This window comes from Providencia sp. PROV200, assembly GCF_049901995.1.
Taxonomy (GTDB): Bacteria; Pseudomonadota; Gammaproteobacteria; order Enterobacterales; family Enterobacteriaceae; genus Providencia; species Providencia rettgeri_E.
The window spans coordinates 1,851,416-1,877,789 of sequence record NZ_CP096307.1; the positions used below are offsets into that span (position 1 = coordinate 1,851,416).

Sequence of the window (26,374 nt, forward strand, 5' to 3'; positions counted from 1 at the left end):
TTCAAGTCACAAAAAATTGAGAAAAGCAGTGATTTTATATGTTGATAACTACAAAGCTTACAGGCTGTCAACAATTTGTGACACAAACACTGTATTCCCTTAATGTTTAAAGCTAAAATACCCTCATTCTCTCGGCTTTTTTGATAAAGGTTTCTATCCATGCGCCTCGAAGTGACCTGCCAAGACCGTATCGGTTTAACGCGTGAATTACTTGATTTGCTAGTCCTACAAAATATTGATTTGAAAGGTATTGAAATATCTCCCCAACGTAGGATTTACCTAAATTTTACTCCTGTGGATTTTCAGGTATTCAGCACATTGATGGCAGAAATCCGGCGTATTAATGGCGTTATCGATGTGCGACGGATTTATTTTATGCCATCAGAAAGAGAGCATAAAGCGGTTTGGGCGTTATTGAACTCATTTCCAGAACCTGTTTTGTCTATTGATAATAAGCTAAATATTGAGTTGGTTAATCCAATGACATTGCAATTATTTGGCTATGATGAGGCAAAAATTCGAGAAAAAACCTTTTCTCAATTAGTGGGTAACCAGGGGCTATCACGGTGGTTTGAACGAGAGTTACCAGAAGCTTATACAGAGAAAGTCGTCATTAAAGGCAAAGACTACCTGATGCAAGTGACGCCTATTATTTTGGCGGATGAAAATAGTAAATTCCATTGTACTGGAGCTGTATTATTATTGAAGTCAGCTGAAATTTTAGATAAGCAACGGCAACAAGTCGTTGAGGTGGATGGTAGTGGCTTTGAACAAATTATTGCAGTTAGTCCTGTTATGGCAAATGTGGTTGAACGCGCTAAACGCGTTGCTATGCTTGATGAACCATTGTTACTTGTCGGTGAAACGGGGACAGGGAAAGACATCCTAGCGAAAGCTTGTCATTTGCATAGTGCTCGAGGAAAAGAACCGTTTTTAGGTTTAAATTGTGCTTCGATGCCGGATGATGTTGTAGAAAGTGAATTATTTGGTTATGCAGCTGGAGCGTACCCAAATGCAGTAGAAGGCAAAAAAGGTTTTTTTGAACAGGCAAATGGCGGTACGGTGTTGCTCGACGAAATTGCTGAAATGTCACCACAAATGCAAATTAAGTTGTTACGTTTTTTAAATGATGGAACATTTAGGCGTGTTGGGGAAGAACGTGAAGTTAAGGTGAATGTCCGTGTAATTTGTGCGACCCAGAAAAATTTACCTGAATTAGTTGCAGAAAAAAAATTTAGAGAAGATCTTTATTATCGTTTAAATGTGCTCACATTAACCATCCCACCATTACGTGAACGCAAAGAAGATATTCTACCGCTAACCAAGACATTTGTAGCCAGTTTTTCCAAAGAGCTTCATATTGCAGAGCCTAAATTGGCGCCCTCACTAATCGAATTTTTAAGCGGTTATTATTGGCCGGGTAATGTAAGACAACTGAGAAATGCCCTTTATCAAGGGTTAACTCAGCTTAATGGCAATATATTGGATGCAGAGAATATCCAATTACCTGATGTAGTAAATCCTCCCGCGCTGGCTTTAGATTCGCTTAATGGTTCGCTAGATGAAATTACTAAACGCTATGAAGCGTCAGTATTAGCGCGTTTGTATCGTGATTATCCGAGTACTCGAAAATTAGCCAAACGCTTGGATATTTCTCATACGGCAATTGCCAATAAATTGAGAGAATATGGCCTTAATACGAAAAAAGAGCAAAACTAAGCTAAATGAACAAAAGCATAATTTGTGTATTAACAATAATAGGGTTGGTTTTTTAGTGGTTTTGACATAGCAATAACAATGCCTGAAGACGAGATGAATAAGTATTGCCAATATGTAGTGAGAACAATGGATGAAGCCTATGAAAATGGAACATTGGCTCAAAATTATTTTAAAGACGTATCTTTTTTATCTTGTGTTTAATATAGCAAAACCCTACTAATACTATTGCTAATTGGTGAATTTTCCTGCTATATAACAAAGACAGCTGCTGTTTTAGGGTACCGTAATCTCATCTGATGGGTTTTAGCCTACAAGGAGTTGCCATGGACCAATTCACGATTAATTTTGTTGTAAATCGTAAGCTACGCGAATACATGAGTCAGAGTCATTATAAAAATGATATGTTTGAGTCTGCTGCTTCTGCAGCCGAACTTTATCTAATGAATAAAGCTGCAGTAAAATACTTAACGAAAAAAAATCGGTTTACGTGGGAGGCATTGGTAAAAAATGGGCATAAGCCACGAGACCTTATTATTGATATTTTGACATCTTGTTGCCCTGTAACCCAGGATCAAGCCTTAAAAGTATTAAGCACGCTTTCTCATACTTTGATCTCTATAATGAGTGATAACAAGTTATTTGCGAATGTTGTTAATGCGAAAAACCACCAGCCGTTGTATTGGGCTCATGTGGATTAAGTATGTGCTGATATTGGAAGATGAAGCGGGAAATTCCCGCTTCATTCTTAATGGTAGTAAACTAAATGATTTAAAAGCTTATTTTAGACTATTTAATGCGCTATCGTAATCAGGTTCTTCAGTAATTTCAGGAACTAACTGGCTATAAATAACGTTATTGTTTTCATCTAAGACAATAACAGAGCGTGCATTCAGTCCTTTTAATGGGCCACTAGCAATAGCAACACCGTAGTCATTAGCAAATGAATCGCTACGGAAAGAAGATAGCATAACGACATTATCTAAACCTTCTGCACCACAAAAACGTGCTTGTGCGAAAGGTAAATCGGCTGAAATACACAATACTACAGTGTTATCCAAATCATTTACTAGCTGGTTAAATTTACGAACTGAGGCAGCGCAAACACCGGTGTCTACACTTGGAAAAATATTTAAAACTTTACGTTTGCCTTCATAAGTTTCCAGCGTCGCTTCGCTGAGGTCTTTGGTGACAAGGGTAAGGGGCTTAGCTTTAGAGCCTGCTTGTAAAAATACACCATCGATTGTGATGTCATTACCTTTTAATTTAACTGTCTGTGACATGAATTTTTCTCCCGTTCATAAAGTGAGCCACTGCTAACCTTAACCTAATCTATCTTCTAATAAAAAAACTTTGCGATTAAAGCTTTTTAATGGGTAGTTATACAGTGCTGAGTTTTACATTTTTACTAATGACCAAATTTTATACAAAAATCTTATCACTTACCTTGAGTTCTACAGCGCGGAGAGCCAGGCAATATTACATTCTTTTTATTAGAGTATGGTGCATCATCATATAACACCAAGCTTTATCAGTGCTTGCGTTTTTTGTTATGCATGTTTTTAAATCACCTAATGGAGTGTAACAAAAGAAATTCTGTCTGTATTGGTTTCTTGAGCCATTATTTAGCTACCGGAAAAGTGGTAAGGATATACTAGTTTATTATTCTATAATATAAGTGTTAGTTTATGTATATTTAGGCCAAAAAATCAACTAATTACAGGAGGAATGTAGATTTTTAAAATATGAAAGCCTATGATTAATTAAGATAAACTACAGAATAATTCAGTTGTATTGTTGTTTAATTCTCCCTAAGTTAAGGGTGTTTTTATCCTATAACTTTATGTTTTTTATCGCGATATGAGTATTTGGTTCAAATAATAATTTACCTAAATGAAATTTAATCAGTCAATGCAGTCATGTTGTTAATAATAGCATCTTCACGTGAAATCACTTAACTCAGCTTTTAGTTAACTTTATTTATATTAACAAGATAGAAAATACAATGCATAAACGTTCAGTTACACCTTTAACGGTTTTGATTTCTTCAATTTTATTTACTACACCCGCTATGAGTGCAGTGATACCGACGGGCACAGTTTTAGCTGAAAACCAAGAGGTTACACGTCATTTAAAGGATGAACCAGCGTCTTTGGATCCGGTAAAATCCGTGGGGTTAACGGAAGCGCAAGTCATGCGTGACTTATTTGAAGGGCTAGTTAACCAAGATGACCATGGCAAGCCAATTTCAGGGGTAGCCCAAAGTTGGACTACGGCAGATAATCGTATTTGGACATTTACACTGAGACCTGATGCTCGTTGGTCAAATGGTGACCCTGTCACGGCTCAAGACTTTGTGTATAGTTGGCAACGACTTGTTTCACCGGGAACATCATCACCCTTTGCATGGTTTGCGGCATTAGCTGGCATTAACAACGTACAAGAGATTATTGATGGAAAATTACCCGTTGAGCAGTTAGGTGTTGAAGCGGTAGATGCACGCACATTAAAGGTGACTTTAAATAAGCCAGTACCTTATTTCCCATCATTGGCGGCTAATTTTAGTTTATTTCCTGTGCATCAAGGAACGGTTGAAAAATTTGGCAATGACTGGATAAAAGTAGGAAATCTAGTCGGGAATGGCGCCTTTGTTTTATCTGACAGAGTGGTTAATGAGAAAATTGTTTTAGTTCCAAATAAATATTATTGGGACCATAAAAATACCACTATTACCAAAGTAACATTTATCCCAATTAACCAAGAATCTCATGCAACAAATCGTTATTTAGCAGGTGACTTGGATATTACCGAATCATTTCCAAAACAACGCTATCAAAAATTATTGAAAGATATTCCTAATGAAGTGTTTACACCAGACCAATTAGGGACTTATTACTATGCTTTTAATACCCAACGGGCACCAACAAATGATGTCCGTGTCAGAAAAGCGTTATCTATGGCAATTGACCGCCAATTAATCGCGAATAAGGTATTAGGCACAGGGGAAAAACCCGCAAATTATTTTACGCCCGATGTTACCGATGGCTTTAAGCCTGAAAAAGGGCTTTACAATAGCCATTCACAAAAAGAATTAGACCAGCAAGCAAAAGTATTATTGCAACAAGCCGGCTTTGGTCCAAATCAACCATTAGAGTTAACACTATTATACAATAGTTCAGAAAATCATCAGAAAATTGCGATTGCAATTGCTTCTATGTGGAAGAAAAAACTAGGGGCTGAGGTCAAATTAGTTAATCAAGAATGGAAAACCTATATAGATAGCCGTAATACAGGAAATTTTGATGTTATAAGAGCATCATGGATAGGTGATTTTAATGAACCTTCAACATTCCTATCTCTACTCACTTCTCAACATAGTGGCAATATAGCAAAATTTAATAACTCGATATACGATGATATTATCGCATCAGCGAGTATTGAGACAAATGCGCAATTACGCAACCGCTATTATAATCATGCGGAATCAATCATTGCAGAAGAAGCGCCAATTGCCCCAATTTACCAATATACGAATGCACGCTTAATTAAGCCTTGGTTGAAGGGGTATCCGATCAACAACCCTGAAGATGTCGCTTATAGCCACAGTTTTTATATTATTAAACATTAAAATAGGTGTTCAGCCTGTACAAAGTGCGGGCTGTTTTTTCTGAAGGGGATAAAAAAGCTCCTTCCTCTGGAGAATGGGAAGGAGGACCAAAAAGGAATAAACACTACCCTTTTATAATAAAAAAATCATCGAAAACTTTATTGTTCGTTTGTGTCAATTATGTGATTTTCTTTAGCAAATATGGCGATATTTTGTTATTTGTAAGACCACCTCAATTTTATGGTTGTTTATCTTTTTTTTTGTAGTTCAATCTAGTAATGACTAATGCGTCTTTTGAAAAAATTGCAAAATTTTAGCTGTTCGATTACAAATATCATATGTAAAAAAAGGGAGATATTGCATGGGGTTGATTTATGGTTCGTTATTCCAACACTCAAATCCAGTACATGCATTTCAGTTAAATGGAGATGGTGGGTTGCTTCCCATCGACGTGAATGCCAGCGCGAATCAGCAGTCTCCGTTCTGGCTTCATTATGATTATAAGGATCCGCAAAGTTTTAATTGGATCCAGCAATCAGATCTCTTCAATGAACAGGTGAAGTCTGCTTTATCCGGGCATTCAGGACGTTGGAGATTGATCCGTGTTGGTGATGGTATTTTATTAACATTGCAAACATTAAATACCAATGCGGGCCAACGGCCTGAGCAATTAATTGCATTTAGAGTATTTATTAATAACCGGATAATTATTTCTAGTCGTCATCGAAAAGTAAATTCTTTAGATCCTGTTATTGATGACTTAAATCAGGGAGTTGGTGCGCAAAGTACGGGTGATTGGTTAGTTGAGGTTGCTGATTCTATTACAGATGAAATAAGTGATTTTACTGATTCTTTGCATGAGCGTTTAATTGATATGGAAGACTCCATATTAAATGGCGAAATTCCTGATAGAGGGGAATTTGCCTTACTTCGTAAACAAATTATTGTGATCCGCCGTTATATGGCTCCGCAAAGAGATATGTTTTCCCGTTTGACAACGGAAAAATTACTTTGGTTAGATGAAACGGATCGCCGTCGAATTCAAGAAATTTCTGACCGATTAGGGCGTTGTATTGAAGATCTCGATGGTTTTATTGCCCGTACAGCGATTATTTCTGACGAGATAACGAATATGATGACTGAAATGATGAACCGGCGTATTTATACAATGTCATTAATGGCCATGATATTCTTACCAACAACGTTTTTAACGGGGTTATTTGGTGTGAATTTAGGGGGGATCCCCGGTAATGAATTTCGTTTTGCCTTTAGTGTATTTTGTGTTTTATTAGCCGCCTTGATTGGAACTGTATTGTGGTGGCTAAGAAAAAGCCGCTGGCTCTAATATTGACGACTTATTTGCTATAACCGGACCTAGTTTGAGATAAATCAATAAAACTACTGAGGTTTTAGTGCAGTATTAGTCCTGCAGGTGAATGCAACGTTGAGCGATGAACGTTGTGCTCCATAATTGTAGTTTTTCTCATATTGAGTTCTTATACAGAATAATTGACCACTGTAATGCCGATGTAATTTACATCGGCTTTTTTTTGCATCAAATCTGAGAAAAATAACCTCCAAATGAAGAGGTTATCAATAAACGTTATTTAACTTCAATAATATCAAGGCGTTCTGCTGTAAATTCGGGCTTATCATCTTCATCTATAAAAGGTTGAAGCGGTAGCTCCTCTTTGTCAAACGCAAGATCTCCGCCATTGATAATGTCATCTCCATGAGAAATGTTTTTGAAGTCAAATAATTCAGTATCACATAAATGAGACGGTACAATATTTTGAGTAGCACGGAACATGGTTTCGATTCGGCCTGGATAACGCTTATCCCAATCACGCAGCATCTCTTTAATAACCTGACGTTGTAGATTTGGTTGAGAGCCACATAGGTTACATGGAATAATCGGGAACTCCTTAGCCTGAGCGAAGCGCTCAATATCTTTTTCTCGGCAGTAAGCGAGCGGGCGAATGACAATATGCTTTCCGTCATCACTCATTAATTTAGGTGGCATACCTTTTAACTTACCGCCATAAAACATATTTAAGAACATTGTCTGTAAGATATCATCACGGTGATGACCAAGTGCAATTTTAGTTGCACCTAATTCAGTTGCTGTACGATATAAAATCCCACGACGTAAACGCGAGCACAATGAGCAGGTTGTTTTCCCTTCTGGAATTTTTTCTTTTACGATCCCATAGGTGTTTTCTTCAACAATTTTGTACTCTACACCAAGGTTATCAAGGTATGCAGGTAAAATATGTTCAGGGAAACCGGGTTGCTTTTGGTCCAAATTAACCGCAACTAATGAAAACTGGATAGGGGCACTTTTTTGCAAACTTTGCAGTATGGAAAGCAGCGTGTAACTATCTTTACCTCCAGACAAGCAAACCATTATCCGGTCACCGTCTTCTATCATGTTAAAGTCAGCGATTGCTTGGCCAACATCACGGCGAATTCTTTTTTGCAACTTGTTTAAGTTGTACTGTTCTTTATTTGTTGTCATTCTATACTGTTCTGTTACTGGGGGTTTATGTTGCTGATAGATAATTGTACATTCGGCTTTTAAATGATTATTCTTCTATGCTTAAAGCCTAATCAGCGAGATTTATAAAAAGAAGCTCATGATAGCAGAACCTAAGGGGAGAGTGATACCAGTTCGTTAAAAGAGGGGAAAATTGGAACTCACCTACCTTTAATAGAGCGACATAAATTGAGCATTTTCTAACCGGTGAGGATATGCCATCAGTAAAAGCTGATTTAAGCTTTATGTGTTCGGTTTTGGTTATAATTTTACTACTATAATTGCTCTAGTTTCCGTGGAAACGGGTCATTATCCTTTTTTATTTGGTTTATCAAGTTGATATGAGACAGAGTTATTTGGTTATTTTTACAATAATTTAGTATTTTGACTGAAATGAACCAGGGACTATTATTGACTCGATTTTGTTTAGGGAGCCTTCTTTGGGCTTTAAGCGTATTCTGATAACATGTTTTGCTGGTAATGCCTATCAATTTCAATCGCTAAATACTTATGCGGTCCTTCGTCAATAATATCGCGCATTTGAAAGTGCTAACTGTAATATAAATTGCCGTACATTGAAAATTAATACCGATTGGTATTCGAATTTTTTATGATGACCACTGAAAATTTTATGGTAGAGTTTTAATCACAGATATCTTGTTGTAGGAAAATTGAACGATATTTTATGCATTTATTCTAGATGCAGAATACTATATTTTTCAATCATGGCTTTCCTTTTTGATAAATTTCTAAAGTATATGTTTTTTTATGTTTAAACAATACAACTATATCAAGTTTTTCTTATTCTTATTTGGAATAAGTCGAATGAATAAGTAATAAGGTTTTTGCTATTGTTTTTTATATTACTATCAGTAGTTGGTAATTTTAGTAACTTATTAAATTGTTAATCACGGTAGGAATTATATTAGTATTATAAATCATAAACTCCTAAAATTTAGATAGAACATATCCTTTCATTTAAATTGGCGATTCTTCAATCCCTAGTGAAAATAAAAGGTTGCTTGAGTGTGTTATTATAGGTTTAGAAGGGTTTAATATTTTAATATCAATGGGATACTGGTGTTTTTTATAAAGAAAATAGCTCTGTCACTTGTTTATAAAAAGAGAAGTAGTAATTTAAATTACAGTTTGTAAGTGCGATGGGATTCACATTTTAAGGATTTTATGTTTAAAAATACATACTAATATTGTTTATTTGGATTATTATGTTTTTGCGCTTAAGTTCGAATCATCAATATAATTATAGATTAAATGCAAATGCTTAAAGTTATCTTTTTAAGCTAGATAATATTTTTAAAATAATATTTAATTTTTTGTTTTTAATTAGTAGGTTAAGGAGATATTAAACCAACCAATCATGATTGAAATCCATTAGGGTGGTGATATTAATGAAATACTTTATATTCTTTTTTAGTCTAACTTTTGTTTTTCTTATAGCATACCTTCTTAGTTTTAGTAAAAAAAATATAAAACATAAACTTCCATCTATATTAATATTGTTGATAATGGAGCTTATTGTGGCATCTATTATGCTAAACACCACAATTGGTCTTGCCACCCTTGATGGTATAGCATCGGGTATTCATTATATAATTAATTATGCTAATAAGGGGATTGATTTTGTTTTTGGCGACATAAGCAGTAAAACCTCTATGGTTTTTGTTGTTGTAGCTCTTCTACCTTTAGTTTTTATCTGTTCTATAATTGGAATATTTAAATATATCGGTGCGTTAGACTTAATTATTAATACTATAGGCTTTCTAATTAACAAAATATCTAAAGTTGGGAAGTTGGAGTCTTTCGCTGCTATTAGTGCTGTGATAGTCGGAATGATGCCTGCATATGTATCAATTAAAGATTACATTCCAAGGCTATCTAAAGCACAGATGTATACTATTGCTGCATGCACTGTCTCAACAGTAGATATTGCATTGCTAGGCGCATATACACAAATGGTTGAGCCACGTTATGTCTTTATAGGTGTTAGTCTCAATTTCTTTAGTACTTTTATTATTGTTTCTATTATTAACCCAAGTGAACCTACTAATATTGCAGTTTGTCCTATGGGGGAGAATAAAAGCGAAAGAGGTTCATTTTTCGAAGTGTTGACAGATCACATGCAGGATGCTTTTAAACTTATTCTTGCAATTGTCCCCATAATTATTGGTTTTGTTGCCTTAATTAGTATGTTGAATGATGTGTTTTTTAATATTTTAGGAATTAGTTTTCAGGGAATTTTGGGTTATATTTTTTCACCCTTAGCTTTCATTTTGGGTAGTTCATGGGATGAAAGTATTTCTTTTGGGACAATTATAGCGACTAAAATTTTATCAAATGAGTTTGTTGCTATGATTGATTATATGAAATTAACTAACTTAACACCACGAACGGATGCAATTATGTCTGTATTTTTAATATCATTTGCAAATTTTGGTTCTATCGGAATGATTATCGGTTGCGTTACAAGTATAAGCCGAGAACATGGAAAAATGATTGCATCAAATAGTTTTAGATTGATTGTTGGTTCAACTTTAGTCAGCTGTTTATCAGCGACGATTGTTGGTATTTTTGTATGAAAATAAATAAAGAGTAATAAAATGCACAAAATAATAATAGACTGTGATCCTGGGGTAGATGATGCCGTAGCTATTTTTTTAGCTCTTGCTTCTCCAGAAATAAAATTAATAGGGGTCACTACAGTTGCAGGAAATGTTGAATTAGAAAAGGTTCATAATAATGCAAAACAATTGCTTACATTAGCAAATAGGCAGGATATCCCCCTAGCAAAAGGTTGTGAACGTCCATTAATGTCAAAAAGTGGGAGTAAAACACATGTTCATGGGACTGATGGTTTAGCCGGAGTGCTCTTGCCATCATCAGATTATCAAAATTATTCTGGTCACGCGGTGGATTTTATTATTGATACGGTAATGTCAAATCCAGGTGAAATAACATTATGTACTATGGCTTCCCTCACTAATATCGCAGTCGCTATCATTAAAGAGCCAAAATTAGTTGATAATGTAAAAGATATTGTCGTTATGGGGGGAGCTGCATTTACACAGGGAAATATAACGCCAGCTGCTGAATTTAATTTTTATGTAGACCCTCATGCCGCTCATATCGTTTTTGATAGTGCGCGACACATTACTATGCTTGGTTTGGATGTAACAAGTAAAGCTGATATAAGGGCGGGTTTGTGCGGTCCTTTGGAAAAAGGTGGTCTCATCGCTCAGACTGTGGCTGAAATGTGCCGAAGATATGCTGAATTTGATCCATTTCTTCATGATCCTTGTGTTATTGCGTATCTCATTAAACCCGAAATTTTTTCAGGTGTTGACGGTTCAATAACTATCGAATATGAGTCGAATAAATTATTTGGTCATAGTTTTGCTTATACATCTACTTTCATTAACCATGCCTCAAAAGCTAGGTACAATGAAGCTAAATGCAAAATTATTACAGACGTTGATACATCGAAATTAATATCTTTAATTACAGAACGTATCATAACTCTCTAAGGTAAATTGTATCAATAATAACCTCGGGTGATTCTTGTTTAAAATACAGAAACTAAATATAGGTAATGACTCAGTGATTAATTAGAGAATTTTTTGGTCAATATCAGGGAGAAATTTTTACAGTTTGTTTAAGTTGCAACATTCTGTTGCTGATAGATAATCGCAAATTCTATTTTTAAATTATTATTGTCATAGAGTTAGAGTTTGGTCAGCGAAATTTATAAAAAGTGAAAAATCTGCTAGTAGTGCTGTCTTCTTTATAGTCTTTATCTTATTGCCTAAGAACCAATAAGTACTTAATATATAAGAAAACTCGGAGGGTATATGCCTGCAGCTGATCCTATTGAATTGGTTTCTTCTTTACTAGCTAATACTATTAAAATGGTGATTACGCCAACAGAATATATTTCCCAAAGTGGCGCTATTGGAGATATTATTTATATAAGTTTGTTATTTTTTAACTAAAAATGATGAAATTATCATCATAAAAAAGTTAGTTTGATACAAATGAAGGAAGTCAGGGCTTCCTTCATGCTAGAAAGTCATTCGTGGACATTAATGAGGTAATTCATCACATAATTTTTGCAAAGTAGTTAAAAATTTACCCACATGAAAACCATCACAAACAGCATGATGTACTTGTACTGATAGGGGAAGCCATATTTTATTACCTTCGCTATAATATTTCCCCATTGTGAATATTGGTGTGTAAATATTCCTACTATCTGCAATGTTTAGATTGAAACTGTCGAATGAGACCCAAGGTAGAGATGACACATAGAATACATTATCGATTTGCTGGGGTTGAGGATATAACTTGAAATTATCTTTATATAATGTTACCTGCTGGTGATAGCTATCCATAAATATCGTCATTTCTGAAGAGTACTCACACCACAACGAAGAAAAAGTTTCAGTTTCTTTATGGAAGATTGTAAAACTGGGATTCACTTTATCTGACTAGTCCTGATATAGGTTGACAACTTTTCAGGCATAAAACGCTCGGTGAACCTCATCGGGCGTTTTATAGTTTAATGATAAATGCGGGCGCCTTTCATTATAAATCTGGATTGATTCTTCAACCAACCTTCGTGCCTGCTCTAAATTTCTTGGTTTTACTAGAAGATACTCCATTTTTAATATTCCATTAATTCTTTCTGCTAAGGCATTTTGATAGCAATCATAGCCATCAGTCATAGAACATTGAATATTATGATTTCTATGTATTTCTTGATACTCCGACGAACAATACTGTAGCCCACGATCTGAATGATGGATCAGCGATGTTGTCGAACAGCGTTTTTTTAAAGCCTGAACCAGCGACTTCTTCACCGAACTTGTTTTCATATTGTCATCTAAATGATATCCCACGATTTTTCGCGAGTACGCATCCGTAATTAAACTTAAATAGGTATCACCCTCATGTGTCGATAAATAGGTAATATCCGCTACCCAGAGTTGCTCAGGCTGTGTGGGGATAAATCCTGACTTAATTAAATTTGGATGTCGATGAAAACGATGATGGCTTAAAGTTGTTCTATGATAAGCCCGCTTATTCGGCACAAGTAACCGATGTTCCTTCAATAAAGTAAATAGCCGGTCACGACCAATAATCATTTGTTTTTGCTTTAAAATAAAATGTAACTTACGCCCTCCCAGTCTGGGATGAAAGGCGCGTTCAGACTTAACAATATCAATAATGGCCGTATCGATTTTTTGTCGTTCTTCAGTCTTATCCTGTCGCTTGTAGTAGGCTTGCCGGCTAATATTCATAAAACGACAAGCTATTGTTACGGTGAGGTTTTTAACCGTTTTTTCTTTAATAACTCGGCCTTGCGCTTTTTTGACAAGCGAACTCCGAAGTCTCTATCCATAACTTTGACAACAGCTTCAAAGAAATCGGATTTAAGCCGAGCTTCTTCAAGTTCCCTTTCGAGTAGTTTGATGCGTTGTTCTGGGGTTTGTTGCTCAGGAGTTTGGGTCATAGCAGTACCTTTATAAAGAGTATTGGGCGTACCTTCAGACCAATCTAATCTACCATGTTTACGAAGCCATACCAAAACGGTAGAACATCCTTGTATCCCATATTGATATTGAGCTTGTTTATAGGTGAGTTCGCCTTTTTCTACTTGGTCAACAACCTGTAATTTAAAAGCGAGGGAATAATCGCGTTGAGTTCGTTTAGTGATTGCTTTCATTACACTCTCCAATTTTAGATTGGAAAAGTGTCAACCTTATTTAGGATGGGTCAATCCCATAAAATAAGCTCACCATTTTTGTTGGCGAATCTAAATTCTTTATAAGTATTAGCGACTCGTGATAATAAATAAATTATCGTAGGGTAAAACTTATATCCATTTGAATCTATATGCTTTTTAAGGTTAGTAATATCTATTTTACTTGTTAAACTAAACCCACAATTTATGGTTTTCTCGTAAGTGTTGTAATGCTGCTTACGTAACCATGTCTCTATATTAAATTTGGTATAATTCATAATTTTTACTTCTAATAAATTAATATGATTGTTATTAGAAAGGGAACTTCTCTGTTTTTGATTGATTCATAGTGAATTTTTATATCTTTTTGCAGTTATGCCTGCATTTTAGCTAGCCTATTTTTGCTTGTTGAGGTCTCAAGTTTAACGATTTCAATGCAAGGCACAATTTGCGTGATAGTAACGTACACTCATACACTTGGTTGTGCGTTGACGTAAGTATCAAAGAAGGTTTTGATATCTATATTGAGTATTTTAGAGAGTATCATAAGGTGCTCAATAAATATGGGAAGGCTCCCATCTTCATATTTTATATATGATTTTTCAGAGATAGATATTAGTTCTGCCATTTTTTTTGTCGTAATTTGTTGTTCTATACGCTTTTTTTTAATGAGTTCACCCAGTACTGCATTACCAACATTATTTTTATTCATAGTAACCTGTTATTAAGCTTGATTTTGACTTTTTTATTATCTTAGATGGAAGATTATATTCAATGGGTAATAATCTGTAAAATTAAGAGGAGGTATATCTAAGATGATAAAGTTGAAATTAAACCTTATAGTATAAGTATAGTAAATTATGATAAAAATAACACGGTTATATTTTATAATCTAGAGGTGAAAGATACTGAATATGAAACTCTATTAAATAGCATAAAATACTATTTTCTACTAGATGATATGTTAATTTTGATACTATTATTTAACATAGGTTATTTTTAGCTATAGTTATTTAAGATAAGATCTATTGTTAATTAAATCTGATTATACAGACAGTACTACCTCTACCACTTTTTGAGCATGAATAGCGGTGGTATCAAAGATTCTTGCTGTAGTATCATCTTGATTAATAAGTAATGTTATTTCAGTACATCCTAAAATGATACCTTCAGCACCATTTTCTATTAGTTTTGCCATTATACGCTGATATTCTTTTTTAGAATTGACATCGATTTTCCCTAAACACAATTCATTATAAATAATATCATGAACTATCTTTCTATCTTTCTCGTTAGGTATTAATACATCCAAATTAAACTTATCAATTAATCTTTGTTTATAGAAAGGTTGCTCCATAGTAAAAGCGGTACCTAAGAGTCCAATCTTTTTAATACCTGATTGCATAATTCGGTCACCAGTTGCATCTGCGATATGTAATAAAGGAAGACCCGTTTGTGATTCTATGTATGGTGCAACTTTATGCATAGTATTGGTGCAAAGGACAAGAAAATCGGCGCCTGCAAGTTTTAAGCGCTCCCCTGCATCAGCTAAACATTGTGCCGCTAAATCCCATTGCCCGTTAGATTGGTACTGTTCTAATTCTGCGAAATCAACACTATATAAAACAATTTTAGCAGAATGCAAGCCACCTAGCTGTTGTTTTATGCCTTCGTTAATTTGTTGATAGTATAGTAATGTTGATTCCCAACTCATACCGCCTATAAGGCCAACAGTTTTCATTTTTGAGCTCCTGCTATTGTATTGTTTTCTTACTATACTGATTGTTTACAAAGAAAAACAAGAGAAACCAGAAAGTTTTTTCGGAAGATGAAGGGAAGAAAACAGCTGTAATATTAAACACAAATTAACACTACATCTTAAATGGTTTTTATATTTGATATATTGAGGAAAAAAAAGGATAAATATAAAAATTTTACGTTTTAAAGATGGATTTAAATTGATATCTGGTTATCATCATAATGAATATTATCTCCACAAAACTGGACATATATGGTGAGAATGAAAATGAATTTCTTCAAAGTAATCATTGCGATACTGGTTTTTGGTGCTGCATTTTTGTTAGGAGCACTTTATATGAAGCCAACCCAATTAAGTTTAGTTGAGCAGGTGAAAAAGAATGTTTATGATGTTTTAGCGTATCCACAAGCGGCAAAATTTAGGAATATTGAATATCATTTTTCTCGCTACACTGCGGATAATGGTAAGGTAGGTTATGTTTGTGGGGAGGTCTATCGATATAAAAATGAAAAGCCTGACGGGTTTAAGCGCTTTATTGTTAAATCGTATACTAATGACGACGGCCGTATGGATATTTCAATTCCATTTATTGATGGAGGGCATGAAATATTATTGCCAGAACAAGTTAATCAAATTTGGAATGATAAATGCTCGAGTCCTGCTTCACCATTAGAGTAGGAAATAAATTTTCGAATATAGAATATATAAGAAAATACCATGGGCTGCATGGTAACGCAGTGAAATTAATAAGCAAAACTGGATTATATATTACTGGTTTAGTGTTATACTAAATACGTTACACTTTGTTTTGTTATTTTTATGAAACAAAAAAAAAAGCCTTTGTGGTCAACGATGACTATATTTTTTGATATTCATTTTTTAATGAATTTTTAATTTAGTAGTTTAAGGAGTCGATAATGGTTAGTAATAATAGTGCACGTCGTTTGTTAGGTATGCCTTATAAATTAAGTCGTTCTAAGAGGAATATACGTGTATCGTTAGGTTCAAAAGATAATGCGATAGTCGCGGTGCAAAAAAATAAAGCGACAGAAAAGAAAACATATCATTCAGTAACTGTGTTTTACCCAGAATATGTTATTAGTTAATTGAATGGATGTAACCCTCTAGATTCACTAGGGGGTTTAAGTTATTTTATCCGAACTAGAGTTTTCTTATTAAATTACATTAGCTCATTTCTATATACCCTCTTTATGAGTCATTTTATGAGTATTCTATTACAAAAAATAAACAGTAGTCATAAAATAGATTAAGCGATATTATCTGCATTAATTAAAAACTAAAAAAGATGACTGTCGGTGTTGTAGAATGAAATTTTATTGTTGCCTTCTACTTTTATTTTGTTTTTCTCTTTCAGGATGCTCTACTCAGTTTAAGTCTGATGAAGAAACTAATCGTTTGAAATTTAATATTCAACAAGCAAATACTGTTCCTATTGGGGATTCTGTAGAGACGTTGGCTGTTTCGGATATGTTACCAGGCGATATTCTTTTATCATCTGCTACAGGGTTAAATTCATGGGGAATTCGATTATTTAGTATTAGCGGGGTAAGCCATGCATCTATTTACTTAGGGCTGGGGGAAGTCGCAGAATCTGTAGGAAGTGGGGTTAGGATCATTACATTAGACCAAGCAGTGAAGGATTCTAATAACATGGTCGTATTGAGACAAGCCGGTTTAACATCATTACATGCAGAAAAATTACGTGAATTTTCGGTTCAAAATAATGGAAACAAGTATAACTACAAAGGTATTGTGATGATTGCTCCTTGGATGATCACAAAAAGAGTATGCGAACTTCCATTAATTGGTGAAACGATACGTAATTTTTGCTTAAGAACTTTAGCGACAGTTCAATTAGGCGATGATATAGACCAAGCTAATGGTTTCTTTTGTTCACAGTTTGTCTTAGATGCTTATAAATATGCGGGGATCCCATTGTTTGAAGGGAATTCATCATGGATAACACCTGCAGATATATTACATATGCGTACAGGCGATGTACCGACTTTTATGCCAACTCAACGTTTATCGTATGTTGGGCATTTAAAATCATGGAGCTTTAGTAGTGCAATAAGCAGAAAATAAATGGGTAATTTAAACCAAAAAAAAGGCCAACATATAAAGTTGGCCTGCTAAACTGGAAGCAATGTGAGCAATGTCGTTTGTGATAAACTTGAGTGATTTACTCAAGTATTCACAAGGTAAAAGATAACCATTCTCATTTAAGAAATCAACCCCTTTTTTTATGTAGTTACTTCTTTCATTTTCTCATCTTAATTCATTTTTTTGTTATAAAAAACAATGCATTGTAGATTTTGATCTAATAAAAATCACTTTTTTGACAAAAAAAATTTAAAAAAAAACGATTAATGAGATTATTCTTGCTGAGATTAATCATTAATAGGCGTGTTTATGATGCGAAAATTAAAGGTGGGTGTCGTCGGCTTAGGTGCTATTGCACAAAAAGCCATTCTTTTTATCTTGAGTTGTTAAAGCTACCTTTAAAACCAATAGAAGAGGGGAGCCAATAGTTAACTTGCGAACAAGAAGGGCTTGAAGGTGTTAAACATTTTGCACTTTGGCCTATAGAACAAGCAGCCCAATCGTGTTTTAGGCAAAGTGAATGGCCTGAAAAGATACCGATACCGCAAAGTTGGATGGAATTTGAGGTTGCCGACATTGAAAAAATTACGAACAGTTGCCTTAAGGAAGGTTATATCTTATTAGTTAATAATCGAATAGAGCCATGGGGACAAACAGTAACAAGGTTATTAAGCCCAGAAGGTATGTTAGTTGGTTTAACGGTGACGCCATGGCTAAGAGAATAGTCGGTTTTTATTTGTAGCTAGAGATCTCATTTATCTTTGTGGATAAGAGACATTTATTAGTAATTGTTTATAATTTTGTTGTAGAACTTCATTTTAACTATTTTAGGAGGGGTTATGTATAAAACGATTCTGGTCCCTATCGATTTAACCGAAGATGAATTAACCAGTAAAGCCGTTCGTCATGCCGTTAATCTAGCAAAACAATCGAGCGCTAAAATTCATCTTATTCATGTTTTACCCATTTCATCAGCAATTATTAATGCGTACGCTTTAGGTTACATGGAAATAAAAGACCGTGCGACAGTGAAAGCGGAAGAAGACATGAAAATGTTAATGGATTCAATTGATTTACCTCATGATGACGTGAGTTATACGATAACGTTTGGTTCTCCGCGAGATGAGGTGATTAATACAGCAAAAGACATTAATGCAGATATTATTGTCATCGGCTCTCGTCGTCCAAATATTACAACTCATCTTTTAGGGTCAACGGCTGCAGGTATAGTGCGTTACGCGGAAACATCCGTGTTGGTTGTACGTTAATAATTAGAGGAGAACCTGCTAATAGGGTAGGTTCTTTTTTATTTCATTATTGGTATTGCTAATTCTATTAGTTTTATCATTCAAGTTGATTTATCTTACTTATAACAAGGTGAGTTTGAGTCAGTATGGAAAAATTTTCGCAAGAATTACTGCGTATTGAACACTTTGTTCTGAGAGTTTTGCGTTTTTATTTACTCGGGCTGTTGATCTTTTTTCTTGGGTTATTACCCGGTATCATCGGCTTTTATTTTATTGAAGGCCACTCAGTTGTTGAGTCGATGCTTAATGCCTTGTCAATGTTGAGTGGGCAAGCTATTGAGCCTTCTCCGATTACTCGAGGAGGTCGTTTCTTTATCGCTATTTATGGTTTATTTTTACAAAGCGTTTTTATTATCAGTATTGGATTAATTGTAACGCCTTTCATTCATCGAATTTTGCATAAATGGCATTTAGAAGAATAATTTTTTGTTGTAATAGTAAGGGGCTTCACAGCTTTTTTAGTGTAGTAAGACTATACTTTGAAAGATGAAAAGGAAAATATTCACCCGCTACGCCTAATAACTAAGTTGTAAAAATACACAACAATACAACTTGAATAAAAATGTAAACACAATTAATAAGGGGCATCATATGTATCAAACAATTTTGGTTCCCGTGGATATATCTGAAGATGTATTAACAGATAACGCATTAAAACATGCTATTTATCTAGCAAAAATCTCAAATGCGAAAATTCACTTGTTTCACTCAGTGCCGGATGTTTCAAGGTTTTCAATGAGCTACAGTTATCATTATGATTTATTATCTTCATTTGCTAAAAAAGCCCTTGAGCGTTCAGAAGAACAGCTAAAAGAAATCATTGAAAAAATTGATTATCCATCAGATAAAATCTCTTATAAGGTTGAGTTTGGCTCACCAAGAGATAAGGTTTTATCGGAAGCTGAGGCAATTGATGCTGACCTTATTGTTATCGGCTCACGTAACCCAAGTATTTCAACGCATTTATTAGGTTCAAATGCTTCTGGGATTGTATCCTATGCGAAGATCTCGGTACTTGTCGTTCGATAAAATAAAAATAGCCTGCAAGGTAATGCAGGCTATTTTTGTCTATTAAAAGCAAATAAATCTAAGGGGTTTTAACCGCTTCTTTGGCTTGCTCAATGGCCTTAAGTGCTTGGCTACAGGCTTGCTCTTGTGCATCGTCAGGGTAGCTAGCAAGGGCCTTTTTTGCTTCTTCTAATTGTGACTTCATTAATGCAATTTGTTCACCTGCATTGGCTTCATCTTTATATTGTTCTTCGGCTTGCTTAACAAGGTCGTTCATTTCTTTGAAATAAGTGTCACAGGTTGCACTTGCATTTGCATTAAATGCAGTAAAAGCCATTAATAGACTAAATGCAATTGGAATCGTTTTTTTCATCGTATTTTCGCTTTCAAAATTCATAATATCGTCAGAATAACACCCCATATTCAAAAACGCACTATTCGAACACGTGAATGTTTTTAACTGATAAGTTTTTTCTACATATTGAGAATATTCCTGTTGGTCACTAACGACAATAGCATAATTTGCAAAACACAAATGATAATCATTCTTGACTGAGTACAGTGTAAAAGTGTACATTTAAGTACACTTTAAATAATGATAAAGAAAGAGATGATTATGATGAATAAAAATATGATAAAAACAGAAAATTGGCCGATCTGTGAGATGAATATATTTCCCTCTACTATGGATGAAACACGTTTGTGGTTAGAAGAGATGGATATGTTATTGGCGAGAAGAAATGAATTTGTCTTGATATACCCGCCAGTGGTTAAAAAAGAAAAACCATCATCAGAAGATATGCAAAGTATGAAATATGTACGTCGTTGGTTGAAAGACACAAAAGAAGCGATGGAACAACATTGCCGCGCTCTAGTTGTTACCCTGCAACCGGATGGACGAGATAAAGAGGAGATGGAACGCATGGCACCAATGCTATCTGCGTTATATGGCCCCCAAGTTTTAATCGCAGCGGATGGAACAACAGCAAAAGAGCAGGCCCAATCAGTTTTAGCTTAGTTGACTGTGTTTTTACTGATTTTACGGATATAACTGGCGATGATATCAACTGACATAGCAATTTGCTGTTGAATAAACTCATCGCTGGGCTTGAAATCAGCAATACAAAAAGTGGTGATAAAGACATCCGCTTTTAACATTTCTAGATAACGTGAAGAAATACTTAATAATGTTTTTTCATCTACCTTAACGTCAGGAAGCAAAGCCAATTTCTGTGTTAATAAGCGATAGCTTTTTACTGGGCCTTGTTCAAAAAACGCGTGCGTTATTTCAGGGAAACGGTTGTATTCACCTAAAATTAACCGGTATAACCCAATGGATTCAGGCTTAAGCACATTCAATAAAAATCGAGAGCCATAAAAAGAAAGTATGGACTCAATCGTATCTAGTGGGGGCGTTTTTTCATCAGGCTCCTGAAAAATATCATCAATCATAGATGCAATAACAGCGGCAAATAACCCTTCTTTATCACCAAAGTTTTTATATAAAGTTGTTCGAGAGCCCCCAGCTCGTTCAATAATCATATCCAGAGTTGCGCCTTCAAACCCATATTGCAGAAAAATTTCAGTTGCCGCAGAGATCAAAGCCTGTTGACGACGTCGGCCTTTTGGGGTTTTAGCTGTAAGAGGGTTATTCATTAATGGTTAATCCTGCTATTTGTCTTCAAATAAGAAAGTAACATAACAAATTTTACTGAAATAGTTTAAATCACGTCACCTCAATCATAGATTTACCTGAAAGAGATCATCATTTAAGCTGATATTTGTCTTTATGATATTGATAAAGATTACCATGTTTAGGGTAATATCTGAATGGTTGTCACAATGTTGGGGGCAAGATGGCAGAGTCTGCATTAAATGAACAAAAAATAGATCAAAATGATCCCGTTAATCAGCAACGTGAAATAACTCGGCTCTGTATTGAGTGTGGTTTATTGTTACTGCAACATGGCGCTGAAAGTATGCTTGTCGAACAATTGACGACCCGTGTGGGCATTGCGCTTGGAGCAAGCCAAGTTGATAGTGCTATTTCATCTAATTCATTAGTTTTAACCACTATAATTGATGGCCGTTGCTTAACATCAACGCGACGTATTATTGACCGCGGTATAAATATGCATGTTGTTACTGAAGTTCAGCATGCCGTGATTTTAGTTGAGCACCATTTACTAGACCGAAAACAACTACAAAAGAAATTATCATCGATTAAACCATTACGTTATCCTCGATGGTTAATGGTTTTGATGGTGGCTTTATCTTGCGCTTGTTTCAGCAAATTGAATGGCGGGGGATGGGAGAGTGCGGCTATTACATTTTTAGCCAGTGGTTGTGCAATGTATGTTCGGCAAGTGTTAACCTCCCACCAAATGAACCCGTTAATTAATTTTTGTATTACTGCGTTTGTTGCGACAACCGTTTCCGGATTATTACTAAAAATACCGTATTTGGCGGTCACAGAAACAATTTCGATGGCTGCCAGTGTATTACTTTTAGTTCCAGGCTTTCCATTAATTAATGCAGTCGCGGATATGTTTAAAGGGCATGTCAATACTGGATTAGCGCGCTGGACAATGGCGAGCCTCCTTACTTTGGCTACCTGCATTGGCGTTGTATTAGCAATGACAGTCTGGGGGTTAAAAGAATGGGCATAGAATTTTTATTCTCCTTATGTGAGAAAATGTTATTAGCGGCTATACCGGCGGTTGGATTTGCGATGGTATTTAATGTCCCTGTTAGAGCATTGAAATATTGCGCTTTATTAGGTGCGATTGGTTATGGTTTTAGAATGGTATTAATGGCTTTAGGGCTGCAAATTGAATGGGCAAGTTTTCTCGCAGCAATTTTAATCGGTATTATTGGTATTCAGTGGTCACGTTGGTGGTTAGCCCATCCTAAAGTCTTCACTGTCGCTGCAGTGATCCCGATGTTTCCAGGTATTAGTGCCTATATCGCAATGATTTCCGTAGTAAAAATATCGCAATATGGCTATGACCCAGAACTCGTTGAGGTCTTAGTCACAAATTTCTTAAAAGCGTCGTTTATTGTTGGAGCCTTGTCTATTGGTATTTCTTTACCTGGTTTATGGCTATATCGCAAAAGACCGAGCGTATAATTTTTACGGGTATGGTTTATTAGTATTTCTGTTATGTGTGTAAGCCAGACTTTACTTTTACTAATATGAGTTAGCTGCTCTATTAAAGCTGCATAAATTCTGATGTGGGTGTGACACATAAAATTGAGTCATCGCTGATATCATTAATGCTACTATTTGATTAGAATATGTGATGTTTCTTCTTGCACATTAATGTGTTAGAGGAAAAACTAACGTATTTACATTAATTCTTTGCATATATTCTTATTAGTGGTGTTATTTTGAAACAATTTAGCAGGTCCAAGTATTCTCAATTCGTTTTTTCGATTCTATTATTCATATTTTCCGCTTTTTCATTTTCCGCACCAAATTCGTTTACTGAAGCTAAAGTGTTAAGTAAAACACAGGTTTATGCAGACCAAAATCATCAAGGTGAGGGGACGATATACTGTGGATGCGAGTGGGAGTGGGTAGGAAAAAGCGGGGGAAAAGTTGATTTAGCCTCTTGCGGCTACCAAGTGCGTAAACAGCAGAACCGAGCTGAACGTATTGAATGGGAACATATTGTTCCAGCATGGGTATTTGGTCATCAACGGCAATGTTGGCAAAAAGGCGGGCGAAAAAACTGTGTATCTAGTGACCCTGTTTTTGGCCAAATGGAAGCTAATTTGCATAATTTAGCACCTTCTATTGGCGAGGTGAATGGTGATAGAAGCAATTTTAGTTTTGGCCAATTATCTGCTAATACACCGTACCCGTATGGAATGTGCCGTAGTCGAGTTGATTTCAAAGAAAGAGTCTTTGAGCCAAGAGATGAAGCTAAAGGGCAGGTGGCTAGAGTCTATTTCTATATGCATGACCGCTATAACTTGTCTATGTCACGTCAACAGCAACAGCTATTGATGGCATGGGATAGTCAATACCCACCAACCCCTTGGGAAATCATACGTGATAATCGAATCGCTAAAGTGATGGGACATCATAACCCCTTTGTGACAGGGGAAAAAAAGTGGCGTTTAAATCATAAAAATGGTGCGGAAGGCGTCAATATTTCCTCAGTTTCACTTTCAACTCAGCCTCAAACCATAAAAAATAAGCCGATAGTGTCAAATGTGGTTGAAATTAAAGGTAATCGTAATTCTAACAAATACCACTTTTCACATTGCCCTAGTTTCAATACCATCGCCGATAAAAATGCCGTTATTTTCATGGACGAACAAGCGGCTAAAGCTGCAGGCTTTCAGTTAGCGGGGAATTGTAAAACACGCTAATTATCTGATAAACCACAGTTGTTAATTCACTGATTACTGTGGTTTTATTTTTTATTTTTATTCGAGATAACCAAAGAGTTGAATAAATTTTCAGAATTTTGTTAGAAAAATGTTGCCTTATTAAAAAAAATGACGCTATATTTAAAGCAGATGAAAATTGCAATAAAAACATGGGCTCATTAAGGTACAAAAAATATTGCAGTTTGTCATATCACTGTCATATAGATTCATTAGTTTAGAAGTATCGCTGTTACAGGAGAAACTAATGGGAAATACGTGTCTATTCACACGAATTCGAAGCCGGTTATCACTCCATCATGAAATTTCCATGGTGAGATTGGTAACCGGTTTTTTTATTAGCCGACTTATGGCACCAAGTCACAGCCACAATCGATATTTGACCATTAACTTTGAGCTTGAAGGGAGCTCCTCTCTGTTTGGAATAGTCCGTCATTTGAATTGACATCACTGATACCGGGAAGGGTTAATACTATGAGTAGACAGAAAGCTGCTACAAAGGCACGTCGTGAAATGAAACGTTCATCTCGTAAAGATCGTTCAGGTCGTTTTGATATCAATAACGTCGCATCATTTGCTGAATATACAGGCATTGAAGCTATCGGTATGGCAAAAGAACGTCGTGATGAATCCCCTATATTGCCAAGAAATGAAGCTCAAAAACTCTATATTAATTCCATTAAACATAAGCAACTTATTTTTGCGAATGGTGAAGCGGGGTGCGGTAAAACCTATATCAGCACTGCACTGGCGGCTGATGCGTTAATCCATAAAGATATCAATAAAATTATTGTCACAAGGCCCGTTCTTCAAGCGGAGGAAGATCTCGGTTTTTTACCGGGTGATATGTCAGAAAAATTTGCACCTTACTTTCGCCCTGTTTATGACGTATTGGTGAAAAGGCTGGGAGCATCCTTTTTGCAATATTGTTTGCGCCCTGAAATTGCCAAAGTGGAAATTGCACCATTTGCCTATATGCGAGGTCGTACATTTGAAAACGCCGTCGTAATATTAGATGAAGCTCAGAATGTTACCGTCACTCAAATGAAAATGTTTTTAACTCGGCTTGGTGAAAATGTGACAGTGATTGTCAATGGCGACGTAACTCAATGTGATTTACCGGATGGTGTATCCTCAGGGTTGGCTGATGCATTACAACGCTTTAGCAGTGATGAAATGGTATCAATGGTGAATTTTACGATTGAGGATTGTGTGAGGTCACAATTGTGCCATAAAGCATTGCTGGCTTATAACGACTGATTATGACATTCATTAATCCTATGCCCTACGTTCGCTTGCAGGGCATAGGTTAAATCTTTATAGAGACAATTGATTAGTGGTAAAGCATTTCATGTACGATTTGCTCATCGGTGAGGGTGTATGGGTAATAGGTTGGCCAATTTTCTAGTTGGCTTAGTAATTTTTCCTGAGATTCGTTTCCCATATACAGGTGGAAATGCCCTGAAGTCTGAGGCTCAATAATATGGTCACTAAATTGGATAAATTTAGGTGCTTTTGAGTTTGTATCTTTGCATTCAAATAAGTAACGAACGCCTTTTTTCCCTGAAGTATAATGAAGAATTTTGTAACCCGCGTAGTCATATTTACAGCTGCTTACGTTCCCGTTTTGGGTAAATTCAATAACATCATTTTCAATGCCAATACTGTTAACATCGGTGGCATAGCCTTTTTTATAATATTCACGATACTCTTCAACCGTTTTGTCTTTATTTTTCTTGGCCTTACTTTCTAGAACCTCATCAAGTTTTCCATTTAATAGTAATGGATTAACAGATTCCCATACGCCTTGCCAATCGTTCAGAGACCTATCCTTGACGTCAGCATCGTCAAAAATCCCTTTTGAAGCTTGTAGCGCTTTCTCTGATTGTGGATGGGAGTGACTATGTGAACCATGAGCAACAGCGGTATAGCTAGTGAGCGCTAATGCAATATAAAGACTCGTTTTTAAAATTGCCATTTTGTACACAGTGGTTTTCCTATTTTTGTAGTGAATATAAAGATTATAAAAAAAACCATTATGTTATAACATAACAAATGGTGATGTGAAAAGTATTTTAGGGAGTTTATTGTTGGGGAAAATAATGGCTAATAACTTGATGAAGGCATGAGAAATCAGGAAATAAGTTCGCTTATTAGCATT

The 26,374-nt window shown here is 35.5% G+C and carries 28 protein-coding genes and 1 pseudogene; 19 read left to right on the forward strand and 10 right to left on the reverse strand.

The genetic code is table 11. From position 1 onward, the window contains the following. Positions 1–159 precede the first annotated feature (159 nt). The gene (gene tyrR / locus M1E86_RS08495; protein WP_125890997.1) at positions 160–1,719 is read left to right on the forward strand and encodes a transcriptional regulator TyrR; all 1,560 of its coding nucleotides are present in this window, start codon (positions 160–162) and stop codon (positions 1,717–1,719) included. A gap of 323 nt (positions 1,720–2,042) precedes the next feature. Further along, positions 2,043–2,417 (forward strand): ATP-binding protein, encoded by a 375-nt coding sequence (locus M1E86_RS08500; protein WP_102139676.1) that lies wholly within the window; start codon positions 2,043–2,045, stop codon positions 2,415–2,417. A gap of 78 nt (positions 2,418–2,495) precedes the next feature. On the opposite strand, the gene tpx is transcribed toward M1E86_RS08500, so the two are convergent. Then, positions 2,496–2,999 carry a thiol peroxidase gene (gene tpx, locus M1E86_RS08505; protein ID WP_125890998.1) on the reverse strand — a complete coding sequence of 168 codons (504 nt, stop codon included), beginning with the start codon at positions 2,997–2,999 and terminating at the stop codon, positions 2,496–2,498. Positions 3,000–3,721: 722 nt separating this feature from the next. Here tpx and M1E86_RS08510 point away from each other — a divergent pair. Continuing rightward, complete coding sequence (locus tag M1E86_RS08510) at positions 3,722–5,344, forward strand: ABC transporter substrate-binding protein (RefSeq protein WP_213913242.1); 1,623 nt, start codon at positions 3,722–3,724, stop codon at positions 5,342–5,344. A 340-nt stretch (positions 5,345–5,684) separates the two neighbouring features. Then, complete coding sequence (gene zntB / locus M1E86_RS08515) at positions 5,685–6,668, forward strand: zinc transporter ZntB (protein ID WP_102139674.1); 984 nt, start codon at positions 5,685–5,687, stop codon at positions 6,666–6,668. 258 nt (positions 6,669–6,926) lie between these two features. Here zntB and ttcA read toward each other — a convergent pair whose 3' ends face one another. Then, the gene (ttcA, locus tag M1E86_RS08520; RefSeq protein WP_125891001.1) at positions 6,927–7,841 is read right to left on the reverse strand and encodes a tRNA 2-thiocytidine(32) synthetase TtcA; all 915 of its coding nucleotides are present in this window, start codon (positions 7,839–7,841) and stop codon (positions 6,927–6,929) included. Positions 7,842–9,268: 1,427 nt separating this feature from the next. Between ttcA and M1E86_RS08525 the strand changes: the two genes are divergently transcribed. The 3 genes from M1E86_RS08525 to M1E86_RS08535 all read left to right on the forward strand — a co-directional run bounded on the left by M1E86_RS08525 (position 9,269) and on the right by M1E86_RS08535 (position 11,866). Further along, the gene (locus M1E86_RS08525) at positions 9,269–10,456 is read left to right on the forward strand and encodes a NupC/NupG family nucleoside CNT transporter (protein ID WP_248468342.1); all 1,188 of its coding nucleotides are present in this window, start codon (positions 9,269–9,271) and stop codon (positions 10,454–10,456) included. A gap of 21 nt (positions 10,457–10,477) precedes the next feature. Further along, positions 10,478–11,401, forward strand: a complete 924-nt coding sequence (locus M1E86_RS08530; protein ID WP_125891003.1) for a nucleoside hydrolase — start codon at positions 10,478–10,480, stop codon at positions 11,399–11,401. Positions 11,402–11,725: 324 nt separating this feature from the next. Then, the gene (locus M1E86_RS08535; RefSeq protein WP_213913240.1) at positions 11,726–11,866 is read left to right on the forward strand and encodes a hypothetical protein; all 141 of its coding nucleotides are present in this window, start codon (positions 11,726–11,728) and stop codon (positions 11,864–11,866) included. 90 nt (positions 11,867–11,956) lie between these two features. Here M1E86_RS08535 and M1E86_RS08540 read toward each other — a convergent pair whose 3' ends face one another. The 5 genes from M1E86_RS08540 to M1E86_RS08560 form a co-directional block, all read right to left on the reverse strand. Further along, complete coding sequence (locus tag M1E86_RS08540; RefSeq protein ID WP_213913239.1) at positions 11,957–12,352, reverse strand: CatA-like O-acetyltransferase; 396 nt, start codon at positions 12,350–12,352, stop codon at positions 11,957–11,959. 36 nt (positions 12,353–12,388) lie between these two features. After that, a protein-coding gene (locus M1E86_RS08545) for an IS3 family transposase (protein WP_423811116.1) occupies positions 12,389–13,599 on the reverse strand; the annotation gives its coding sequence in 2 pieces (ribosomal slippage) (positions 12,389–13,257 and positions 13,257–13,599; 1,212 coding nt in all). Between the two features lie 50 nt (positions 13,600–13,649). Continuing rightward, positions 13,650–13,895, reverse strand: a complete 246-nt coding sequence (locus M1E86_RS08550) for a CatA-like O-acetyltransferase (RefSeq protein ID WP_426099336.1) — start codon at positions 13,893–13,895, stop codon at positions 13,650–13,652. A gap of 191 nt (positions 13,896–14,086) precedes the next feature. Continuing rightward, positions 14,087–14,329, reverse strand: coding sequence for a helix-turn-helix domain-containing protein (locus tag M1E86_RS08555; RefSeq protein WP_125891005.1), 243 nt, complete (start codon positions 14,327–14,329; stop codon positions 14,087–14,089). Between the two features lie 333 nt (positions 14,330–14,662). After that, a complete protein-coding gene (locus tag M1E86_RS08560; protein ID WP_213912826.1) occupies positions 14,663–15,358 on the reverse strand; it encodes an aspartate/glutamate racemase family protein in 696 nt (231 codons plus the stop codon). Between the two features lie 354 nt (positions 15,359–15,712). Here M1E86_RS08560 and M1E86_RS08565 point away from each other — a divergent pair, with 354 nt between their 5' ends. The 7 genes and pseudogenes from M1E86_RS08565 to M1E86_RS08595 all read left to right on the forward strand — a co-directional run bounded on the left by M1E86_RS08565 (position 15,713) and on the right by M1E86_RS08595 (position 19,836). Then, positions 15,713–16,054: a hypothetical protein gene (locus tag M1E86_RS08565; protein ID WP_185746851.1), complete on the forward strand. Its 342-nt coding sequence runs from the start codon at positions 15,713–15,715 to the stop codon at positions 16,052–16,054. A 239-nt stretch (positions 16,055–16,293) separates the two neighbouring features. Then, positions 16,294–16,482 (forward strand): stationary-phase-induced ribosome-associated protein, encoded by a 189-nt coding sequence (sra, locus tag M1E86_RS08570; protein ID WP_125891007.1) that lies wholly within the window; start codon positions 16,294–16,296, stop codon positions 16,480–16,482. Between the two features lie 220 nt (positions 16,483–16,702). After that, positions 16,703–17,482 carry a YaeF family permuted papain-like enzyme gene (locus M1E86_RS08575; RefSeq protein ID WP_213912825.1) on the forward strand — a complete coding sequence of 260 codons (780 nt, stop codon included), beginning with the start codon at positions 16,703–16,705 and terminating at the stop codon, positions 17,480–17,482. A gap of 380 nt (positions 17,483–17,862) precedes the next feature. Beyond that, positions 17,863–18,225: pseudogene (locus tag M1E86_RS08580) on the forward strand (glyoxalase); the annotation flags it as partial. A 114-nt stretch (positions 18,226–18,339) separates the two neighbouring features. Continuing rightward, on the forward strand, positions 18,340–18,768 hold the full coding sequence (locus tag M1E86_RS08585; protein WP_004910510.1) for a universal stress protein: 429 nt from the start codon (positions 18,340–18,342) through the stop codon (positions 18,766–18,768). A gap of 125 nt (positions 18,769–18,893) precedes the next feature. Next, positions 18,894–19,229: a hypothetical protein gene (locus M1E86_RS08590; RefSeq protein ID WP_125891009.1), complete on the forward strand. Its 336-nt coding sequence runs from the start codon at positions 18,894–18,896 to the stop codon at positions 19,227–19,229. 169 nt (positions 19,230–19,398) lie between these two features. After that, entirely contained in the window at positions 19,399–19,836 is a 438-nt protein-coding gene (locus M1E86_RS08595; protein WP_102139662.1) for a universal stress protein, read from the forward strand. 58 nt (positions 19,837–19,894) lie between these two features. Here the strand turns inward: M1E86_RS08595 and M1E86_RS08600 are convergent, their stop codons facing one another. Then, positions 19,895–20,188 carry a DUF5339 family protein gene (locus M1E86_RS08600; RefSeq protein WP_213912823.1) on the reverse strand — a complete coding sequence of 98 codons (294 nt, stop codon included), beginning with the start codon at positions 20,186–20,188 and terminating at the stop codon, positions 19,895–19,897. A gap of 243 nt (positions 20,189–20,431) precedes the next feature. Between M1E86_RS08600 and M1E86_RS08605 the strand changes: the two genes are divergently transcribed. Next, entirely contained in the window at positions 20,432–20,833 is a 402-nt protein-coding gene (locus M1E86_RS08605) for a hypothetical protein (protein ID WP_229597572.1), read from the forward strand. On the opposite strand, the gene M1E86_RS08610 is transcribed toward M1E86_RS08605, so the two are convergent. Beyond that, positions 20,830–21,471: a TetR/AcrR family transcriptional regulator gene (locus M1E86_RS08610; protein ID WP_125891011.1), complete on the reverse strand. Its 642-nt coding sequence runs from the start codon at positions 21,469–21,471 to the stop codon at positions 20,830–20,832. The two genes, M1E86_RS08605 and M1E86_RS08610, sit on opposite strands and share 4 nt — an antisense overlap. A 200-nt stretch (positions 21,472–21,671) precedes the next feature. Here M1E86_RS08610 and M1E86_RS08615 point away from each other — a divergent pair, with 200 nt between their 5' ends. From M1E86_RS08615 to phoH, 4 genes are all read left to right on the forward strand, one after another. Continuing rightward, positions 21,672–22,484: a threonine/serine ThrE exporter family protein gene (locus M1E86_RS08615; RefSeq protein WP_125891012.1), complete on the forward strand. Its 813-nt coding sequence runs from the start codon at positions 21,672–21,674 to the stop codon at positions 22,482–22,484. Further along, complete coding sequence (locus tag M1E86_RS08620; protein ID WP_125891013.1) at positions 22,475–22,945, forward strand: threonine/serine exporter; 471 nt, start codon at positions 22,475–22,477, stop codon at positions 22,943–22,945. Before M1E86_RS08615 ends, M1E86_RS08620 begins: the two co-directional genes overlap by 10 nt. A 305-nt stretch (positions 22,946–23,250) precedes the next feature. Beyond that, positions 23,251–24,195, forward strand: coding sequence for an endonuclease (locus M1E86_RS08625; protein WP_248468440.1), 945 nt, complete (start codon positions 23,251–23,253; stop codon positions 24,193–24,195). A gap of 492 nt (positions 24,196–24,687) precedes the next feature. Continuing rightward, positions 24,688–25,473: a phosphate starvation-inducible protein PhoH gene (gene phoH / locus M1E86_RS08630; RefSeq protein ID WP_125891015.1), complete on the forward strand. Its 786-nt coding sequence runs from the start codon at positions 24,688–24,690 to the stop codon at positions 25,471–25,473. A 73-nt stretch (positions 25,474–25,546) separates the two neighbouring features. On the opposite strand, the gene zinT is transcribed toward phoH, so the two are convergent. Further along, entirely contained in the window at positions 25,547–26,191 is a 645-nt protein-coding gene (gene zinT / locus M1E86_RS08635) for a metal-binding protein ZinT (protein WP_213912850.1), read from the reverse strand. Positions 26,192–26,374: the final 183 nt, after the last annotated feature.

Coding starts and splice junctions, on each gene's coding strand:
- tyrR (WP_125890997.1), top strand. CDS start 160: ATGCGCCTCGAAGTGACCTGCCAAGACCGTATCGGTTTAACGCGTGAA.
- M1E86_RS08500 (WP_102139676.1), top strand. CDS start 2,043: ATGGACCAATTCACGATTAATTTTGTTGTAAATCGTAAGCTACGCGAA.
- tpx (WP_125890998.1), bottom strand. CDS start 2,999: ATGTCACAGACAGTTAAATTAAAAGGTAATGACATCACAATCGATGGT.
- M1E86_RS08510 (WP_213913242.1), top strand. CDS start 3,722: ATGCATAAACGTTCAGTTACACCTTTAACGGTTTTGATTTCTTCAATT.
- zntB (WP_102139674.1), top strand. CDS start 5,685: ATGGGGTTGATTTATGGTTCGTTATTCCAACACTCAAATCCAGTACAT.
- ttcA (WP_125891001.1), bottom strand. CDS start 7,841: ATGACAACAAATAAAGAACAGTACAACTTAAACAAGTTGCAAAAAAGA.
- M1E86_RS08525 (WP_248468342.1), top strand. CDS start 9,269: ATGAAATACTTTATATTCTTTTTTAGTCTAACTTTTGTTTTTCTTATA.
- M1E86_RS08530 (WP_125891003.1), top strand. CDS start 10,478: ATGCACAAAATAATAATAGACTGTGATCCTGGGGTAGATGATGCCGTA.
- M1E86_RS08535 (WP_213913240.1), top strand. CDS start 11,726: ATGCCTGCAGCTGATCCTATTGAATTGGTTTCTTCTTTACTAGCTAAT.
- M1E86_RS08550 (WP_426099336.1), bottom strand. CDS start 13,895: ATGAATTATACCAAATTTAATATAGAGACATGGTTACGTAAGCAGCAT.
- M1E86_RS08555 (WP_125891005.1), bottom strand. CDS start 14,329: ATGAATAAAAATAATGTTGGTAATGCAGTACTGGGTGAACTCATTAAA.
- M1E86_RS08560 (WP_213912826.1), bottom strand. CDS start 15,358: ATGAAAACTGTTGGCCTTATAGGCGGTATGAGTTGGGAATCAACATTA.
- M1E86_RS08565 (WP_185746851.1), top strand. CDS start 15,713: ATGAAGCCAACCCAATTAAGTTTAGTTGAGCAGGTGAAAAAGAATGTT.
- sra (WP_125891007.1), top strand. CDS start 16,294: ATGGTTAGTAATAATAGTGCACGTCGTTTGTTAGGTATGCCTTATAAA.
- M1E86_RS08575 (WP_213912825.1), top strand. CDS start 16,703: ATGAAATTTTATTGTTGCCTTCTACTTTTATTTTGTTTTTCTCTTTCA.
- M1E86_RS08585 (WP_004910510.1), top strand. CDS start 18,340: ATGTATAAAACGATTCTGGTCCCTATCGATTTAACCGAAGATGAATTA.
- M1E86_RS08590 (WP_125891009.1), top strand. CDS start 18,894: ATGGAAAAATTTTCGCAAGAATTACTGCGTATTGAACACTTTGTTCTG.
- M1E86_RS08595 (WP_102139662.1), top strand. CDS start 19,399: ATGTATCAAACAATTTTGGTTCCCGTGGATATATCTGAAGATGTATTA.
- M1E86_RS08600 (WP_213912823.1), bottom strand. CDS start 20,188: ATGAAAAAAACGATTCCAATTGCATTTAGTCTATTAATGGCTTTTACT.
- M1E86_RS08605 (WP_229597572.1), top strand. CDS start 20,432: ATGATGAATAAAAATATGATAAAAACAGAAAATTGGCCGATCTGTGAG.
- M1E86_RS08610 (WP_125891011.1), bottom strand. CDS start 21,471: ATGAATAACCCTCTTACAGCTAAAACCCCAAAAGGCCGACGTCGTCAA.
- M1E86_RS08615 (WP_125891012.1), top strand. CDS start 21,672: ATGGCAGAGTCTGCATTAAATGAACAAAAAATAGATCAAAATGATCCC.
- M1E86_RS08620 (WP_125891013.1), top strand. CDS start 22,475: ATGGGCATAGAATTTTTATTCTCCTTATGTGAGAAAATGTTATTAGCG.
- phoH (WP_125891015.1), top strand. CDS start 24,688: ATGAGTAGACAGAAAGCTGCTACAAAGGCACGTCGTGAAATGAAACGT.
- zinT (WP_213912850.1), bottom strand. CDS start 26,191: ATGGCAATTTTAAAAACGAGTCTTTATATTGCATTAGCGCTCACTAGC.